Source organism: Arthrobacter sp. HMSC08H08 (genome assembly GCF_001807575.1).
GTDB lineage: Bacteria > Actinomycetota > Actinomycetes > Actinomycetales > Micrococcaceae > Pseudoglutamicibacter > Pseudoglutamicibacter albus.
In genome coordinates, this window is the sequence record NZ_KV789379.1 from 58,918 (window position 1) to 75,344 (window position 16,427).

The window sequence follows — 16,427 nt, forward strand, 5'->3', positions numbered from 1 at the left end:
CGACCAGGATGTGAACGCCAGGTGTCGTTCAGAATCCTCCCAGGTTTGCAATGAGATAATGGGGACACAATGACAACTGTGACTTTGCCTTCATCTCATCCTTTGCATCGCAGCACCGCTGAGGGCGGGACCGCGGATGCCCCACTTATCAAGCGTTTGTGCGGCGAAAGCACGGATGCCGCCCCGAGTGTCTGGTTCATGCGTCAGGCTGGGCGTTCACTTCCTGAATATAAGAAGGTGCGCGCAGGCACGGACATGCTCGAGTCCTGCTTGATCCCAGATATGGTGGCCGAGATCACATGCCAGCCGGTGCGGCGCCACAACGTTGATGCGGGTATTTTCTTCTCCGATATCATGACCCCGCTCAAAATCGCTGGGATCGGTGTGGAGATCGAGCCAGGTGTTGGCCCGGTCCTTGACTCCCCTATCGCCTCAGAGGCTGACATCGATGCGTTGCCGGCACTCGATGATGTGTATCAAGAGGGTCTGGAATGTATCCGCGAAGCGGTAAGGCTCACGGTTGATGAGCTCGGTTCGACCCCGCTCATCGGTTTCGCGGGCGCCCCCTTCACGGTTGCTTCCTACATGATCGAGGGCCGTCCCTCACGCGATCATCTCAAGACTCGTGCGCTCATGACCGCCGAGCCGCGCTTGTGGGCCAAGCTCGCTGAGTGGGTCGCTCACGCCTCGGGCCTTTTCATGCGCGCCCAGGTGGAAGCCGGCGCTTCCTCGGTTCAGCTGTTTGATTCGTGGGCCGGCTCACTTTCGGAAGCGACGTACAGCGAGCACGCACAGCCGTTCAGCAAAATCTCGATGCAGCACGTCGCGGACCTTGGAACCCCTCGCACGCATTTCGCGCTGGGTTCCGGCCACATGCTCAAAGCCATCGAGGAAGTCGATGCGACCGCGGTGGGCCTGGATCACCGCATCTCGATCCCTGCCGCGCTCGCCCAGCTGAACTCAACCATCGCTGTCCAGGGCAACATCGACCCTGCGGTTCTGTTCTCCACTGAAGAGGTCCGTTTCGCTGAAGCTCGCCGTGTGGTTGAGGAAGGACGCAAGGCACCGGGCCACGTTGTGAACCTCGGGCACGGTGTCCCACCGACAACGGATGCACAGGTTTTGACTGACCTGGTCTCATACATCCATGAGCTCTGACACCGCCCATGAACTCTGACTATCTCGTCATCGGGGGTGGCCCCTCCGGGCTGTTGCACGCGTTGGCGGCAGCCCACGCTGGGCGTACCGTTACCGTCCTGGAGGCCGCTGATCATGCTGGCGGAGCTGTCTCTGACATCGTGCTTGATGGGGTGCGCCTCAACGGTGGCGCGGAATCCTATGCGATCGGTACCGGGGCGATGTCGGAGTGGATCGAAACGCTCGGCCTGAGTGATCAGGTTGTTAGCCCGCAAGGGAATGCTTCTTGGATCCATTCGAACCACGGCCCGTTCCCGATCCCGGGCACGTCGCTATGGGGTATCCCCACCGAGCCGCTCAACAAGGACGTCAAGCGTGCCGTGGGCCGGTGGGGTGCCATCCGCGCGTGGGCGGATGCGCTATTACCCGGTAGCTTTGGCGCCAAGCCAGGCATCTCAACCTACGACTATGTTTCCAAACGTATGGGTCAACGCGTGGCGGACCGCCTATTGGTTCCGCTGATCACGGGCGTGCATTCAGCGGATCCACGCACGCTCGAGCTCGAAGCGCTCGTGCCTGGGCTGATCGATAACGTCAAACAGTACGGAAGCCTCAGGCGCGGAGCGCGCGCGATCCTGGACAAGCGGAGGTCCGCGAGCCATTCAGCAAAGACGGCGGGGGCTGCGGTTGCTGCGACCGTGCCGACGATGTCCACGCTCATCGATGGGCTCGTGAATGTCCTTGCTCAGCGCGGAGGAACGCTTGAGACCAGCGTTCGCGTGACCTCGTTGCGCCGCAACCATAGCGGCGGCTGGACGGTGGAAGCAGACGATGGCCGCCGATACGAGGCCGCGAGTGTAGCGCTTGCAACCGACCCTGACACCACGCGAGACCTCCTTGCCGAACCTGCGCCTAACATCGCCCGGCACATCCCTGAAGCCCCCGCCTCCCCTGTGCGGCTTGTCGCGTTGAGCGTGGTGAGCCAGAAGCTGGCGCTCAATCCGCGCGGCAACGGAGTGCTCGTTCCGCCGGACACCCACGGTGTGCGTGCCAAAGCGATGACGCATCTTTCGGCCAAGTGGGAACACATCGAACGCGTTGCATCCAAGGTTCCCGGGCGTGTGTTCGTGCGGCTGAGCTATTCACCTGTTGATGGTGAGCTCCCCGACCCAGCACTGTTTCCGGAGCAAGCGGTCAAGGATTTGGCCGCGATGACCGGCGTCGATGCCGAAGACATCGAGGTCCGTGACTGGCTCATCCAAGACTGGCCCGTAACCCAACGCAGGCGTCTGCCAGGCCACGCGGAATCGCTTGCCGCGCTCAGCATCGCGCTCAGTGAGGACCCAACGCTTGAACTCACCGGATCCTGGCGGGCGGGAACGGGTTTGGACGCGATCGCTCGCTTCGCGCGAACAACCCACGTGCCCCCAGCACCTTCCGGTACCACCGAACGATAGGCTTAAACAAACACCAATCCGCGGCCGGCAAGGCCCGTCTGTGATGGAGAGATAACTATGAGCAAAGCTGACATTGCAACAACGCAGGTGAAGTACTGTTCTTATAACGTTTATCAGAAGCTCGTTGGCCTGAGCGACGCAAACTTAGACGTTGAACGCGTCGTCGCAGACATCGAGGCCACCATCAAGTCCATCGAGGCCCGCGGTGTGGAAGTGCGTGGCTTCTACGACGTCTCTGGTTTCCGCGCCGAGGATGACGTCATGGTGTGGCTGACCGGCGATGATCCGGAGCAGCTTCAGAAGGCTATCCGTGAGTTCGAGAATTCGGAAGCCGCTGCTGGCCTCGACCGTGTGTGGCAGGCGATGGGTGTCCACCAGATCGCTGAGTTCGCTCGCGCCCACATGCCGGCGTTCATGGATCCAGACGTCAAGCCACGCAAGTGGATCACTGTTTACCCGTTCACCCGCTCGTACGAGTGGTACATCCTCGAAGAGGAAGAGCGTTCCCGCATGCTGCGTGAGCACGGGATGCTCGGCCGCCAGTATCCGAACGTCAACGCCAACACCGTTGCTGCGTTCGCGTTGGGTGACTACGAGTGGCTGCTCTCCTTCGAGGCTGATGAGCTGACGGAGCTTGTGGACATGATGCGTACCCTGCGTTACAGCGATGCCCGCTTGCACGTTCGTGATGAGTTGCCGTTCCACACCGGCCGCATGTTCGATGACCTCAACGAAATGGCGGGCGTACTGCTGTGACCACGGTTGATTTTTCTGATACCTCGATGCCGTGCAACATCGAGGAGGCCGAGAAGATCGATGCGATCCTCTTTGCGTCTTTCGGCGGCCCTGAAGGCCAAGACGACGTTATCCCGTTCCTGAAGAACGTTGTGCACGGCCGCGGCATCCCGGATGAGCGCCTCGAAGAGGTCGCGGTTCACTACCGTTCGATGGGTGGTAAGTCCCCTATCAACGACCAGAATAAGGCGATGATCGCAGCGCTGAAGGAAGAGCTGGGTCGCCGCGGCATCGACTTGCCGATCTACTGGGGCAACCGCAACTGGGAACCGTATATGGCTGAGACCGTCAAGCAGATCCACGCTGACGGGCACCGTGCGGCGCTTGGCATTGTGACCTCGGCTTATTCCTCCTATTCCTCGTGCCGTCAGTACCGTGAGGACTTCGGTATCGCGCTGGATGAGACGGGGCTCGCCGGGGAGCTGGATATTCGTAAGGCGCGCGTGTTCTTCAACCACCCAGGTTTCCTCGATCCGGTTGCCGCGCACATCCGTGAGGCTCTCGAGAAGTTCCGTGCTGAAGGCCACAAGGACGAACAGATAGAGATCCTGTTCACGACCCACTCGATCCCTAACACGATGGCAGAGACTTCTGGCCCGCGCGCAACCTGGGAAGAAGGCTCAGGCGGCTGGTACGAAAAGCAGCACATCGCGGCCGCTGAGTACGTCATGGAGTCCGTGGGAGACATCGAGTGGCAGCTGGTGTACCAGTCGCGTTCGGGCCCGGAGTTCATTCCATGGCTTGAACCGGATGTCAACGATGTCATCGCCGAGCTTCCCGGTAAACGCACGGCCGTGATGGTGGTTCCGATCGGCTTCGTGACCGACCACATGGAAGTGGTGTGGGACCTCGACACTGAGGCGAAGGAGTCGGCCGATGAGGCGGGGCTTGCGTTCGTGCGCATCCCCACCGCGGGTGAGTCCCCTGAGTTCATCGCAGCGTTGGCTGACCTGGTTCAGGAGCGCCTGGATCCAACGTTCCCACGCAAGTGTGTGACGAGCTTCGGCCCAACATTCGATGTGTGTGGCGCCGGTTGCTGCCCGAATCAGCGTGCCATCAAGCCGACGACTTCCGCGGTCGATTCGGATTCTGATGTTGCCCATGCTGGTGAGCCGAGCGAACTTGCAGTCATGATCGCTGAACGTAAGGCTCAGCGTGATAAAGAGCGTCAACAGGCTGGTGAATGATTTTTGGGTGAAGTGATGCGCATCGGAACGCGAGCTTCCAAGCTCGCTCTGACGCAAGCTGCTTGGGCGGCTGACCTGACGGTAGGCAAGGACCGTTTCGAGCTCGTCCATGTCACGACCAAAGGCGATACGGACCGCCGTCATCTCTCGCAGATCGGGGGTACGGGCGTGTTCGTGAACGCTGTGCGTGAGGCGTTGCTGAACAAGGAGGTCGATGCGGTGGTCCACTCGCTCAAGGACCTTCCAACGGCTCCGGAGCATGGCATCGCGTTGGCGTGCATCCCGCACCGCGAGGACGTCACGGATGCGTTGTGTAGCCGCGACGGGATGAGACTGGCGGACCTTCCGGCTGGCGCGTCGGTGGGGACGGGTTCCCCGCGTCGTGCGGCACAGTTGCGTGCGATCCGCCCCGACCTTCAGGTTGTGCCGATCCGCGGCAATGTTGATACCCGCTTGGCTAAGGTGACCGACGGTGAGCTGGATGGCGTGGTTTTGGCGACCGCCGGCCTGAACCGTTTGGGGCTTGAGGGACACATTAGCGAGCGTTTCGACCCCAAGCAGTTCTTGCCGGCTCCGGCCCAGGGGGCGTTGGCGCTTGAGATCCGTGCCGAGGCTGCCGAAGGTACGTGGTACGGGGAGGCCCTGACTGCCGCTGACCACGCGGATACCCGTGCGGCGGTGCTGGCTGAACGTTCGCTTCTGCGTACGCTTGAGGCCGGTTGCTCTGCCCCTGTGGGTGCTTACGCGACTGTTGAGGGCGGTGTTCTCACGTTGCGTGGGGGCGCGTTCGCAACGGATGGTTCACAGACGTGGGTTGACCATGTTGAAGGTCCTGCAGAGAACGCGGTCGAGCTTGGCGCGGTCTTGGCGCAGCAGTTGCTCGATGCCGGTGCCGGGACCGTGTTGAACGCCTAGGCACAACAATGTTTGGCTACCTGCAATGCTGTTTCGGCTGTGTGCAGGTAGTGAGTTAGTCGATGATGGGATAGGTGCGTGTCAGACGGGCTCGGGGTGAGTGTTCCGAGGGTACTAGTTCCGCGGCCTGCTGGCCGTGCGGCACGTTTGTGTGCGGCCCTTGAGGACGCAGGTCTTGAGCCGTGTGCTCATCCCTTCATTGATTTCTCTTATGCTGATGCAGCGTTGATCAGCGCGTTCAACGAAAGGCTCGCCCGCGGGGGTTACGCTCATCTTGTTGTGACCTCGAAAACCACGGTCCAGGCACTCAGCTCCCAGGGCAACTTCGCGCCGCATGCCAGCGTTTCCGTGGTCGCGGTAGGCCGAGCCACCGCCGCTGCCCTTGAAGAGGCCGGCGTGCGCGTTGACCACGTAGCGGCGGGATCCGGCGAAGCCCTCGTTGCATCGTTCCCCCACTATGTAGAAGGTCCACGCTCGGTCGCGTACCCGGTCTCGGCCAAGGCTGGGCCCACCGTCAAAGATGGGCTCACACACTTGGGGTGGGATGTTGAACGGTTCGACGCCTACGCCCCGGTTCCAGCGCCACTTCCTGCCGAACTTCCAGGCCTCATCCGCGCTGGCGCCTTCCATGCATTGTTGCTGACCAGCCCGTATATCGCTGATCTGGTGTTGGCGCATCAGCCGCCGGACTCGACCAAGCTCATTGCGATCGGCAAGCCCACCGCCCAACGCATCCAGGAACACGGCTACCGTCTCGCAGCGCAAGCAGAGCACCCCTACCCCGCCGACCTCGTCACCGCGTTGCGTAGGGTCACCGCACCTTTGCCTGACGGGAACGCAACACCACGGCGTGAGGCGAACCCGAGATCATAAGCCATTCAATCTTGACCATGTCACGTATCTAAGGAGCATCTGTTCATGGCGTTCCCACATCATCGTCCTCGCCGTCTACGTTCAACTGCGGCGGTGCGTGCTCTCGTGCGCGAGAACACGCTGCGCCCAGCTGATTTCGTTCTGCCGGTGTTCATACGCGAAGGCGCCACCGAGCCGCGCCCGATCACCTCGATGCCGGGTGTGGTTCAGCATTCGATGGATTCGCTCAAACGCACAGCGCACGAGGTTGTGAAGGCTGGCCTGGGCGGCATCATGCTGTTCGGGGTTCCGGAGACCAAGGACGCGGTTGGTAGCGCGGGCGTGGACCCGAACGGAATTCTGAATGTCGCGTTGGGCGAGGTCCGCAAGGAGGTCGGCGATGACACGGTCGTCATGAGCGACCTGTGCTTGGACGAGTTCACCGATCACGGCCACTGCGGCGTGCTTGCCACGGACGGCGGCTCCCCTGCCACGGTTGATAACGATGCGACGCTTGCGATCTACGCGGACATGGCGGTTGCGCAGGCCGAAGCTGGCGCACACATGCTGGGTCCTTCCGGGATGATGGACGGCCAGATCCGCGTGATCCGAGAGGCGCTGGATGATAAGGGGTTCCAGGGCACGAGCATCTTCGCGTACACCGCGAAGTACGCTTCAGCGTTCTACGGTCCGTTCCGTGAGGCCGTGAACTCTTCGCTCGAAGGTGATCGCCGCACGTATCAGCAAGACCCGGCTAATACCCGTGAGTCTCTGTGGGAGCTGGAGCAGGACGTCGCCGAGGGCGCGGACATGGTCATGGTCAAGCCTGGCTTGCCGTATCTTGATGTTTTGCGTTCGGTTGCGGAAGCCTCCCCTGTCCCGGTGGGTGCTTATCAGGTTTCGGGTGAGTACTCGATGATCGAGGCGGCTGCCGCTCAGGGCTGGTTGGATCGTGAGCGGACCATGTTGGAATCTTTGTTGTCGTTCAAACGTGCAGGTGCTGACACCCTGCTGACCTATTACGCGCTGGAGGCTGCTGAACTTTTGGCTTCCGGCCGAGCACCGAAGGAGTTCCTGTGACTACTCAACACCGCAATCTGACGCATAGCGCTGAAGTTTTTGAGCGCGCCCAGAAGGTTATTCCGGGTGGTGTGAACTCGCCGGTGCGCGCGTTCGGTTCCGTTGGCGGCACTCCCCCGTACCTGGTTGCGGGTAAGGGCGCGCACGTGACCGATGCGGACGGCAACGAATACGTGGACCTGGTGGGCTCGTGGGGTCCCATGATTCTGGGTCACGCCTACCCTGCCGTGATCGACGCCGTGAAGTCCGCGGCTGATCATTCGTTATCGTTCGGCGCTTCACACGAAGGCGAGGTTGAGCTCGCTGAACTGGTGACCTCGATGATCGCTCCCGTTGAGCAGATGCGCATGGTGAACTCGGGCACCGAGGCCACGATGTCGGCAATCCGCCTGGCTCGCGGCTTCACCGGCCGCGATGTGATCGTGAAGTTCGCTGGCTGCTATCACGGCCACGTCGACTCCCTGTTGGCTGAGGCCGGTTCGGGGCTTGCGACCTTCGCGCTTCCAGGTTCTGCTGGCGTTACTGAGGGCACCGCGAAAGACACCGTAGTTCTGCCGTACAACGACCGCGAGGCCGTACGCGAGCTCTTCGCTGCTCGCGGTTCCGAGATCGCCGCGATCATCACGGAAGCCGCACCGTGCAACACGGGTGTCTTGACCCCGGGCACTGAAGACGGCATCGGCTTCAACCGTTTCCTTGCAGAAACCGCCCACGCCGCTGGCGCACTGCTGATTTCGGACGAGGTTTTGACCGGCTTCCGCGCGTCCTCAACCGGCTATTACGGCGTGGACGGCGAAGGCTGGGCACCTGATCTCATGACGTTCGGAAAGGTCATTGGCGGCGGTATGCCGGTCGGCGCGTTCGGTGGCCGCAAGGAGATCATGGATCGCTTGGCTCCGAACGGCCCGGTCTATCAAGCCGGTACGCTCTCGGGTAACCCGCTCGCCACCGCAGCGGGCCTGGCCACGTTGCGTGCACTGAATGACGATACCCACGCGGCTGTTGCACGCGCATCGGAAGCTATCCAGAAGGGTGTGGACGAGGCGCTGACAGCAGCCGGTGTTCCTCACGCGATCAACACCGCAGGAACGTTGTTCTCGGTGTTCTTCCGCGACGGAGAGGTCACCAACCACGAGCAAGCCAAGCAACAGGACGTCGAGGCATTCGGCCGGTTCTTCCACTCGATGCTGGATTCCGGAATCTACCTGCCACCGTCGGCGTACGAGGCGTGGTTCGTATCCGCACAGCACGACGATGCGGTTGTGGACCGCATCTTGGAGGCCCTGCCAACAGCAGCGAAGGCGGCCGCACAGGCCTAGACCTCCAGTAGCTGTAGCAGCTTCGGAAGCGCTGACAGCGATGGGGTGGTCATTCCAGTTGGAATGACCACCCCATCGCTATGCATGGCTTTGTAGCCTCTGTCTATGCGAGCGGTGGCTACTGTGCGTTCGGCTTACCTTTGCCGAGCTTCTTCTTGTCTGTTTGTGCTGAAGGGTCGGCGGCATTCGCGGCTTCCGCGGCGGCCTTCCTGCGAGCCTCGATGCGCTTCTGTGCGGCGGCGCGAGCGGCAGCCCAGTGCGCGACCTCGCGGCCCTTCGGCGAAATGAACGACCACACAACAGCGATCACGAGCGCCGAAACAATGAAGACCAGCGAGAAGACCGTGGAAATCTCCGGAACCGGAACCGGCTTGCCACCGTTGATGAACGGAAGCTCGTTCTCATGCAGTGCGTGCAGGATCAGCTTGATACCAATGAACGCGAGAATCGCCGCAATTCCGTGCGTCAGGTAGATCACGCGGTCCAGCAATCCACCCAGCAGGAAGTACAGCTGCCGCAAACCCATGAGCGCGAACACATTCGCCGTGAACACGATGAACGGCGACTGCGTGATGCCGTAGATCGCAGGGATCGAGTCCAGCGCGAACATCACGTCAGTGATACCGAGCGCGAGGATGACCGCAGCCATCGGCGTCCACATCCGCTTGCCGTTGACGGTGGTGCGCAGCTTGGAGCCGTCATAGTGGTCGGCAACGTTGAGCTTGGAGGTCAAGCGCTTGACCAGGCCGGGCTGGTCCTCTTCGTCGTCCGAATGGTCCATGACCTGTTTGACCGCAGTCCACAGCAGGAACGCGCCGAAGATGTAGAAGACCCATACGAAGCGTTCGATCAAAACCGCACCGGCCAGGATGAACAGGCCGCGCGCGATCAACGCGATCACAATACCGATCATGAGCGCCTTCTGCTGCAGCTCACGCGGAACCGCGAAGCTCGTCATGATGATGATGAACACGAACAAGTTGTCGACGCTGAGCGAATACTCGGTGATCCAGCCCGCCAGGAACTGAAGCGCGTCAATCTGCCCCGCGAACGCCCACATGCACCCGAAGAAAATCAGGGCGAGCGCCACATAGATGCCAACCCAGATGCCGGCTTCCTTCATCGACGGCACGTGCGGGCGCCGCCCGATCACGATGAGATCGATCAGAAGAATCGCAACCAGCACGATCATCGAGCCGACTTCGAACCACAACGGGATTGGAGTCGTTTTGCTCGCTGTTGCCTCGCTTGCCGCGAGGACGGTCAGAGCAGTTAAATTGACCACTTGGTCCTTCCCACATCACCGGTTGGTCCGGTGAATCCTATATTCCGTTTAATTTTACGGGAGGCTTATTCGGCCGACTTCATGGCGCGCAATTCCTTTTTCAGATCGGCGACTTCATCGCGTAGGCGTGCTGCGAGTTCGAATTGAAGGTCGGCGGCTGCCGCGTGCATCTGTTCGGAGAGCTGCGCGATGAGCGTTGCGAGGTCTTCGCTCGGTGCGGCGATGGTGCCGCGCGCATCGGTCTTCTTGTCGTCTTGTAGGGCGTTGTAGCCGCGGTGGCCGGCGCCGTAGTCGAAGTTGCTGAGTAGTTCGTTGGTGTCGGCGTCTTCGCGAGCGAGTTGCTCGGTGATGTCCGCGATCTTCTTCTTGAGAGGTGCCGGGGTGATCCCGTGTTTCTCGTTATGCGCTATCTGGATTTCGCGGCGGCGTTCGGTCTCTTCGATTGCTTGTTTCATCGAGTCCGTCATGGTGTCGGCGTACATGTGTACTTCGCCGTTGACGTTACGTGCGGCGCGGCCGATGGTCTGGATGAGGGAGGTCGTTGAGCGTAGGAAGCCTTCCTTGTCTGCGTCCAGGATCGCGACGAGCGATACCTCGGGCAGGTCGAGGCCCTCGCGGAGCAGGTTGATGCCGACGAGTACATCGAAGGTACCCATGCGTAGTTCGGTGAGCAGCTCGACGCGGCGTAGTGTATCGACGTCGGAGTGAAGGTATTCGACTTTGACCCCGTTTTCTGCGAGGTAGTCGGTGAGGTCTTCGGCCATGCGCTTGGTCAGGGTGGTCACGAGCACGCGTTCGTTGCGCGCGACGCGTTCGTTGATCTCCCCGAGCAGGTCATCGATCTGGCCCTTGGTTGGTTTGACGGTGATCTTCGGATCCACCAAGCCGGTTGGGCGAATGATCTGCTCGACGTAACCGTCGGCTTGGGACAGCTCGTACTTGCCTGGTGTTGCAGACAAGTAGACGGTCTGGCCGATGCGTTCGAGGAACTCATCCCATTTGAGGGGGCGGTTGTCCATTGCGGAAGGTAGGCGGAAGCCGTGCTCAACGAGGGTCCGTTTGCGGGACATGTCGCCTTCGTACATTCCGCCGATCTGTGGAACGGTCACGTGGGATTCGTCGATGATCAGCAGGAAGTCGTCCGGGAAGTAATCCAGTAGACAGTGCGGTGCGGAACCGGCGTCACGGCCGTCGATGTGGCGTGAATAGTTCTCGATGCCGTTGCAGAAGCCCATCTGCTGCATCATTTCCAGGTCATAGGTGGTGCGCATCCGTAGGCGCTGGGCTTCAACAAGCTTGTTTTGGCTCTCTAGCTCTTGGAGTCGGTCGCGTAGTTCGTCTTCGATGGTCCCGATCGCTTGGTGCATGCGGTCGTCGCCGGCTACATAGTGGGAGGCCGGGAAGATGTACATTTCGTTTTCTTCGCGCACCACATCGCCCGTGATCGGGTTCAGCGTCTGGATCGATTCGATCTCATCCCCAAAGAATTCGACGCGTACCGCGAGCTCTTCATACATCGGGATGATCTCGACCGTGTCACCACGCACGCGGAACGTTCCACGGTGGAAGTCCACGTCATTGCGGGTGTATTGCATCTGCACGAACTGGCGTAGCATCTGGTCGCGGTCCAGTTCCTGGCCCACCTTCAGGGTGACCATCTGTTTGATGTATTCCTCTGGGGTACCGAGGCCATAGATGCAGGACACGGTGGATACCACCACGCAGTCGCGGCGGGTCAGCAGCGCGTTGGTCGCGGAGTGGCGCAGCCGCTCGACTTCTTCGTTGATCGAGGAGTCTTTCTCGATGAAGGTGTCGGTTTGGGGGACGTAGGCTTCCGGCTGGTAGTAGTCGTAGTAGGAGACGAAGTATTCGACCGCATTATTCGGTAGCAGGTGCCGTAGCTCGTTTGCGAGCTGCGCGGCGAGCGTCTTGTTCTGCACCAAGACCAGTGTTGGGCGCTGAACGGCCTCGATGAGCCATGCGGCGGTTGCGGACTTACCGGTACCGGTCGCACCGAGCAGGACGACGTCTTTCTCCCCGCCTTCGATGCGCTGCTTGAGTTCCGCGATCGCTTGCGGCTGATCCCCTGCAGGCTCGAACTCGGACACCACCTCGAACGGGTGGACTACACGATCAATTTTCTGCGCCAACGACATGCTTTAAGCCTAGTCGGTGCCCCCGCTGTGTTCAGCGTCACGCGGCACCGCGAGGATCGAGGCGACCGCCGCATCGACGGCTTTATGCAGGTCATCGACTGAGCCGTGATTCACCAGCAGATGCGTGGCTGCTTCACGCCGCTGTTCATCCGTTGCCTGCGCCTTGATCCGAGCGTGGGCGTCGTCTTCGCTCATCCCGCGGTCTTCGACCATCCGGCGCACCCGTTCCGTAAGCGGAGCCTCGACCACCATCACGTGATCGAACCGGCCCGCCTGGCCGCTTTCAACGAGCAAAGGAATGTCCTCGACAATCAACTGTCCTGGCGCAGCAGAGTCAGCTAGCCGTTGCGCTTCTTCACGCACCATCGGATGGATGATCGCGTTGAGCCGTTCACGAGCCTGCTCGTCGTTGAAAACCACGGCACCGAGCCGTGCCCGGTCGAGTGCACCGGAAGCGGTGAGCATGTCCTCACCAAATTCCGCGACGATCGCTTCTAGTCCCCGCTCCCCTGGCTCTTGCAGCTTGCGCACAATAGCGTCCGCGTCGATAATAAGCGCTCCGTGTTCCTCAGCGAGCCGCCGCGCAACCGTAGATTTACCTGCTGCGATCCCGCCTGTCAGCCCGATGCGCGGGTTATTCTCAGGCTGCTGGGTCACGTTGCCTCCTAGGTAGCTGGGTCCTTCTTCCACTGTAGTGGCCATCTAGACTGGAAACGATGACTTCTTCCCCGATTGAGCTGGCAGATCCGCATGTGCGGTCTACGCGTTTTACGCGCCTTGCGGATGAGCACGTGCACGAGATCGAGATTCAGCGTTCGGTGTTCCACACCGTCTTGGCGCCTGTCCGCAGTGAAGACGCCGCCCGCGCTGTGATCGAGGAGCAACGCCGCTCGTTTCATGATGCACGGCACCACTGTTCTGCGTTCATTCTGGGCCCCGATCAGGACACGCAACGATCCTCGGATGACGGCGAACCGGCCGGTACTGCCGGTATCCCGATACTAACGGCCCTGGCACAGCGTGAAACCTCCGATGAGCGCCGCGATCTCACGGACGTTGTTGCGGTGGTCACGCGGTGGTTTGGCGGGATCTTGTTGGGTGCTGGCGGTTTGGTCCGTGCGTATTCGGAATCGGTTTCGCAGGCTCTGGATGGCGCCCGCTTTGAGACGTGGCACCGGAAGCGTGAGCTTGTGGTGTCGGTGAATATGGCGCAGGCCGGACGCGCCGAACATGTGATACGCGGCCTCGGGTACACCTTGTTGGACACGACATATTCGGCCACCGGATGTTGCATGACAATCGCTGTCACGGATTCCGAGGAAGGCATCAGCGCTGCACGGGCCGCGTTGCAGACAGCCTTCGCCGGCGAGGCCGAAATCGCCGAAGGGCGGGCGGTGTGGTCCCAATGACGGGTAGTGATGCGGCACAGGTTCCAGCGAGTTGGACGCACCTGAGACGTTGGCCGGATATCGAGTCGCCTGAGTTGCGTGCCTGGGATGCCACTGACCAGCTACTTCTTCAGCATGGCCTCCAGCAGGCAGCCACCGAAGGCTTGTGCGGGGAACACGTCTTGGTTTTGGGTGACCGATATGGCGCTTTGACACTCGGGCTTGTTGAGGCTGGCTTGCGTGGGGTTGTCTCGGTTCAGGATTCTGTTGCGTTGTTGACCGCGTTGAAAGCTAACGCTGATGAGCTCGGCATGGCTGGGTTTTCTACGTTTTCTTCGCTTGATGAGGTTCGCCGGCCTGCCGGTGGCGGGTTCGGTTTAGTGTTGTGGCAATTGCCTCGCTCTGTTGCTGAGGTTGAGTATTGGGCTGTTGCCTTGCGCGGGCTTGTAGCCGACGGCGCGACGGTGTGGGCTGGCGGCCGGGACAAGCACATGACACCGGCGATGAATAAGCCTCTCGAGCGTTGGTTAGGTCCGGTTCAGCCGCAGCGTGGGCGCAAGAAGTCCCGCGTTCTAAAGGTTTCTGCCGGCGGGAGCTCGCTCGTTTCCGTTGCCGGGCCGATTGATTCCGATGCTGCCAGCCGTGTTCTGTATCCAGAGCCGCGCACTGTGTTGGTTGCCGGGAATAGGATCACGTTACATGGGGATGCGAGGGTGTTCGGTCAGAACCGGTTGGATCCTGGTACTGCATTCATGCTGGAGAAGATCGCTGAGAACGATATTGATCCGGAGCCGGGCCAGCGGGTTGTTGATCTTGGCTGTGGTAACGGCACGGTTGCTGTGTGGGCGGCTCGGCGTTGGCCGGATATTCGCGTTGATGCCACGGATGATTCGGCGGCCGCTGTTGCCGCTACTGCCGCGAGCGCCCGAGCCTCTGGGGTTGCAGAGCAGGTACGCGCTGTAACGGCTGACGCGGGCGAGCACCTAATTCCACCGCTGGGCGAGCAGCCTTCGCATGCTGAGGTTTCACCTCGTCTTGTCTTAGTGAATCCGCCGTTTCATCAAGGCGCTGTAGTGGAGCGTGCCGTTGGCGAGAAGCTGTTGTTTGCGGCCCGTGAGATCGCGGGGCGTGGTGGCCGCGTCATCGCTGTGTGGAATTCGCATCTGCGGTATCGCGCGTTCTTGCGAGAGAACATTGGTCAGACTCGGCAGCTGGGACGTGATGCGACGTTCACCGTCACGGAGACGAAGGTCTAGAACCTGCTGGTCTAGACCTAACCGCCGCCGAACCGGTCGAGTTCTGGCGGCTAAGGGCTGGAGCTCTCGTTCCGGCGGTCGATGGTCGCACGCCCCGGATAGGTCAATAGGTCAGTTCTCAGTGAGCAAGGCTTGTTAACGGCTGTGGGTGCCCAGGCCTAGGCCTGGGCACCCACAGGGTGCACTGCCGGGTCTGTCCCCGGATCTTTCCCACACCATGCCGATTGAGCATCGTGCGGGTCAGTTGGAGACCTTATCCCATATAAAGGCCGCACCATTTCCGACAGTGTCCTTGGCCTTGTCTCCGGCCCAGGAACCGACCTTACCGCCACCAACACCGCCGACGATACCGCCGATAACGGCACCGGCAAGGGCACCTCCGGGACCAAGGAGGGAACCGGCTGCGGCACCTACAGCTGCACCTCCCTTGGCTCCAGCGATGCCACCCGCGGCGGAGGTGGCCGCCATCGTTGCTGCACGGGCGCCCTTCTCGACTCCACCCATCTCTGGATAGGCTTTCGAGTCGGCTTGCCAGCTCGAAACACTCGTTGTGGCTACGCCAACGGCTGTACCCACGTGTCCAAGGTTCTTGCTGACTTTACCGAGGGTGTCGAGGTGGGACTGATATGCAGGATTGACAGGGATTCGGTTCTCGGAAGTGTTGAGCTGCATCAGTGTACGCCCGCCAAAGGCTTTGACGCTTTCTTTGAAGCCGTTTGGCTTCGCCATCGGGTTCCAGGAGGCGCCCATTGGCGTCCAGCCGGTAGCTTTGTGGACTAATATCATTGCGGTCCAACTGCTATCGGCAAATTTGTCCAGTGTCTTAGGCGCCTTCCACAGGCCTTTCGCGGCGGCGTCCAAGTTCACGGTGGTCCAGTGCTTGGATAGCTGGGTGTATTGGATGGCATACTTCCATTTATCGATCGTCAAAAGACCAATTTGCATCAGAGGGCCTACTGCGCCTCCGTAGCTGTTGTTCCGCGCAACCCGATCCCACAGCGCCTTGAAGAAGCTACCGACCATATTGCCGCCAGCCTCATCGGCTTTAGCAAGGTCGATACCTGCAACGCTGCTCGCCGTGTGACCGCCCACAGTAATACCCAGCAACGCGCCGCGGCATTGGTTCTGTGCACGGTCTTTGTTCTCAGCGAGCCGAGCGCAGTCGGCCTCGATCTCTTGCCTGAGGCGCTCTTTTTCTCTCTGCCCTTCGAGGTCGTCTGGTGGAGGGTTCATGGCGTTGTAGACCGCGATCTTCGCGAGGATCCGGTCCCGATCCCTGTTGAGGGCATCAAGTTCGGCTCCGTACGCGTCAAGAGCGGACTTCACACTCATGGTCGCTGCATCCAGCTGCCTGCTCAATGTTGATGGAGCGGTCATCGCGTTAATGACTTGCCCGGCTTCCGGGGCAAAGTATTGGCCACCGATGGGGCTCCAACTGCTTTGAACGCTGTTCATCGCTGCAACGATGGAATCACCAGCTGAACTGATTCCGCTACCTGCTGCGCGGGCGGCTCCCCCGTCGTCAAGCTCTACGACGTTGAAGCCCACTCAGTTCACCCCCGGCATATCAATATTGCCTGGGACTGGGCACACGTTGGCA

Annotated in this window: 14 protein-coding genes; 10 read left to right on the plus strand and 4 right to left on the minus strand. The window is 60.8% G+C overall.

Going from position 1 to position 16,427, the window contains the following annotated elements; genetic code table 11:
• The first annotated feature begins 69 nt into the window (after positions 1–69).
• From hemE to hemL, 8 genes are all read left to right on the plus strand, one after another.
• Positions 70–1,158 carry a uroporphyrinogen decarboxylase gene (gene hemE, locus HMPREF3175_RS03160; RefSeq protein ID WP_083289370.1) on the plus strand — a complete coding sequence of 363 codons (1,089 nt, stop codon included), beginning with the start codon at positions 70–72 and terminating at the stop codon, positions 1,156–1,158.
• 8 nt (positions 1,159–1,166) lie between these two features.
• Positions 1,167–2,594 (plus strand): protoporphyrinogen/coproporphyrinogen oxidase, encoded by a 1,428-nt coding sequence (locus HMPREF3175_RS03165; RefSeq protein WP_070490645.1) that lies wholly within the window; start codon positions 1,167–1,169, stop codon positions 2,592–2,594.
• 57 nt (positions 2,595–2,651) lie between these two features.
• Positions 2,652–3,350, plus strand: coding sequence for a hydrogen peroxide-dependent heme synthase (hemQ, locus tag HMPREF3175_RS03170; protein ID WP_070490646.1), 699 nt, complete (start codon positions 2,652–2,654; stop codon positions 3,348–3,350).
• Between the two features lie 26 nt (positions 3,351–3,376).
• Positions 3,377–4,576 carry a ferrochelatase gene (locus tag HMPREF3175_RS03175; protein ID WP_083289373.1) on the plus strand — a complete coding sequence of 400 codons (1,200 nt, stop codon included), beginning with the start codon at positions 3,377–3,379 and terminating at the stop codon, positions 4,574–4,576.
• 15 nt (positions 4,577–4,591) lie between these two features.
• Positions 4,592–5,491: a hydroxymethylbilane synthase gene (gene hemC, locus HMPREF3175_RS03180; RefSeq protein ID WP_070490662.1), complete on the plus strand. Its 900-nt coding sequence runs from the start codon at positions 4,592–4,594 to the stop codon at positions 5,489–5,491.
• 78 nt (positions 5,492–5,569) lie between these two features.
• On the plus strand, positions 5,570–6,364 hold the full coding sequence (locus HMPREF3175_RS03185; RefSeq protein WP_070490648.1) for a uroporphyrinogen-III synthase: 795 nt from the start codon (positions 5,570–5,572) through the stop codon (positions 6,362–6,364).
• A gap of 45 nt (positions 6,365–6,409) precedes the next feature.
• Positions 6,410–7,423: a porphobilinogen synthase gene (gene hemB, locus HMPREF3175_RS03190; protein WP_070490649.1), complete on the plus strand. Its 1,014-nt coding sequence runs from the start codon at positions 6,410–6,412 to the stop codon at positions 7,421–7,423.
• Between the two features lie 17 nt (positions 7,424–7,440).
• Entirely contained in the window at positions 7,441–8,742 is a 1,302-nt protein-coding gene (gene hemL, locus HMPREF3175_RS03195) for a glutamate-1-semialdehyde 2,1-aminomutase (protein ID WP_070490663.1), read from the plus strand.
• Between the two features lie 118 nt (positions 8,743–8,860).
• On the opposite strand, the gene HMPREF3175_RS03200 is transcribed toward hemL, so the two are convergent.
• From HMPREF3175_RS03200 to coaE, 3 genes are all read right to left on the minus strand, one after another.
• Complete coding sequence (locus tag HMPREF3175_RS03200; protein WP_083285619.1) at positions 8,861–9,934, minus strand: TerC family protein; 1,074 nt, start codon at positions 9,932–9,934, stop codon at positions 8,861–8,863.
• 158 nt (positions 9,935–10,092) lie between these two features.
• The gene (gene uvrB, locus HMPREF3175_RS03205) at positions 10,093–12,183 is read right to left on the minus strand and encodes an excinuclease ABC subunit UvrB (protein ID WP_035755610.1); all 2,091 of its coding nucleotides are present in this window, start codon (positions 12,181–12,183) and stop codon (positions 10,093–10,095) included.
• Positions 12,184–12,192: 9 nt separating this feature from the next.
• On the minus strand, positions 12,193–12,840 hold the full coding sequence (coaE, locus tag HMPREF3175_RS03210) for a dephospho-CoA kinase (protein ID WP_256276256.1): 648 nt from the start codon (positions 12,838–12,840) through the stop codon (positions 12,193–12,195).
• A gap of 59 nt (positions 12,841–12,899) precedes the next feature.
• Here coaE and HMPREF3175_RS03215 point away from each other — a divergent pair, with 59 nt between their 5' ends.
• Together HMPREF3175_RS03215 and HMPREF3175_RS03220 are read left to right on the plus strand one after the other, a co-directional pair.
• Positions 12,900–13,592, plus strand: coding sequence for an IMPACT family protein (locus tag HMPREF3175_RS03215; RefSeq protein WP_070490650.1), 693 nt, complete (start codon positions 12,900–12,902; stop codon positions 13,590–13,592).
• Positions 13,589–14,827: a class I SAM-dependent methyltransferase gene (locus HMPREF3175_RS03220; RefSeq protein ID WP_070490651.1), complete on the plus strand. Its 1,239-nt coding sequence runs from the start codon at positions 13,589–13,591 to the stop codon at positions 14,825–14,827. The genes HMPREF3175_RS03215 and HMPREF3175_RS03220 overlap by 4 nt, the downstream gene beginning before the upstream one ends.
• A gap of 240 nt (positions 14,828–15,067) precedes the next feature.
• Here HMPREF3175_RS03220 and HMPREF3175_RS10255 read toward each other — a convergent pair whose 3' ends face one another.
• Positions 15,068–16,375, minus strand: a complete 1,308-nt coding sequence (locus HMPREF3175_RS10255; RefSeq protein ID WP_070490652.1) for a hypothetical protein — start codon at positions 16,373–16,375, stop codon at positions 15,068–15,070.
• Positions 16,376–16,427 lie beyond the last annotated feature (52 nt).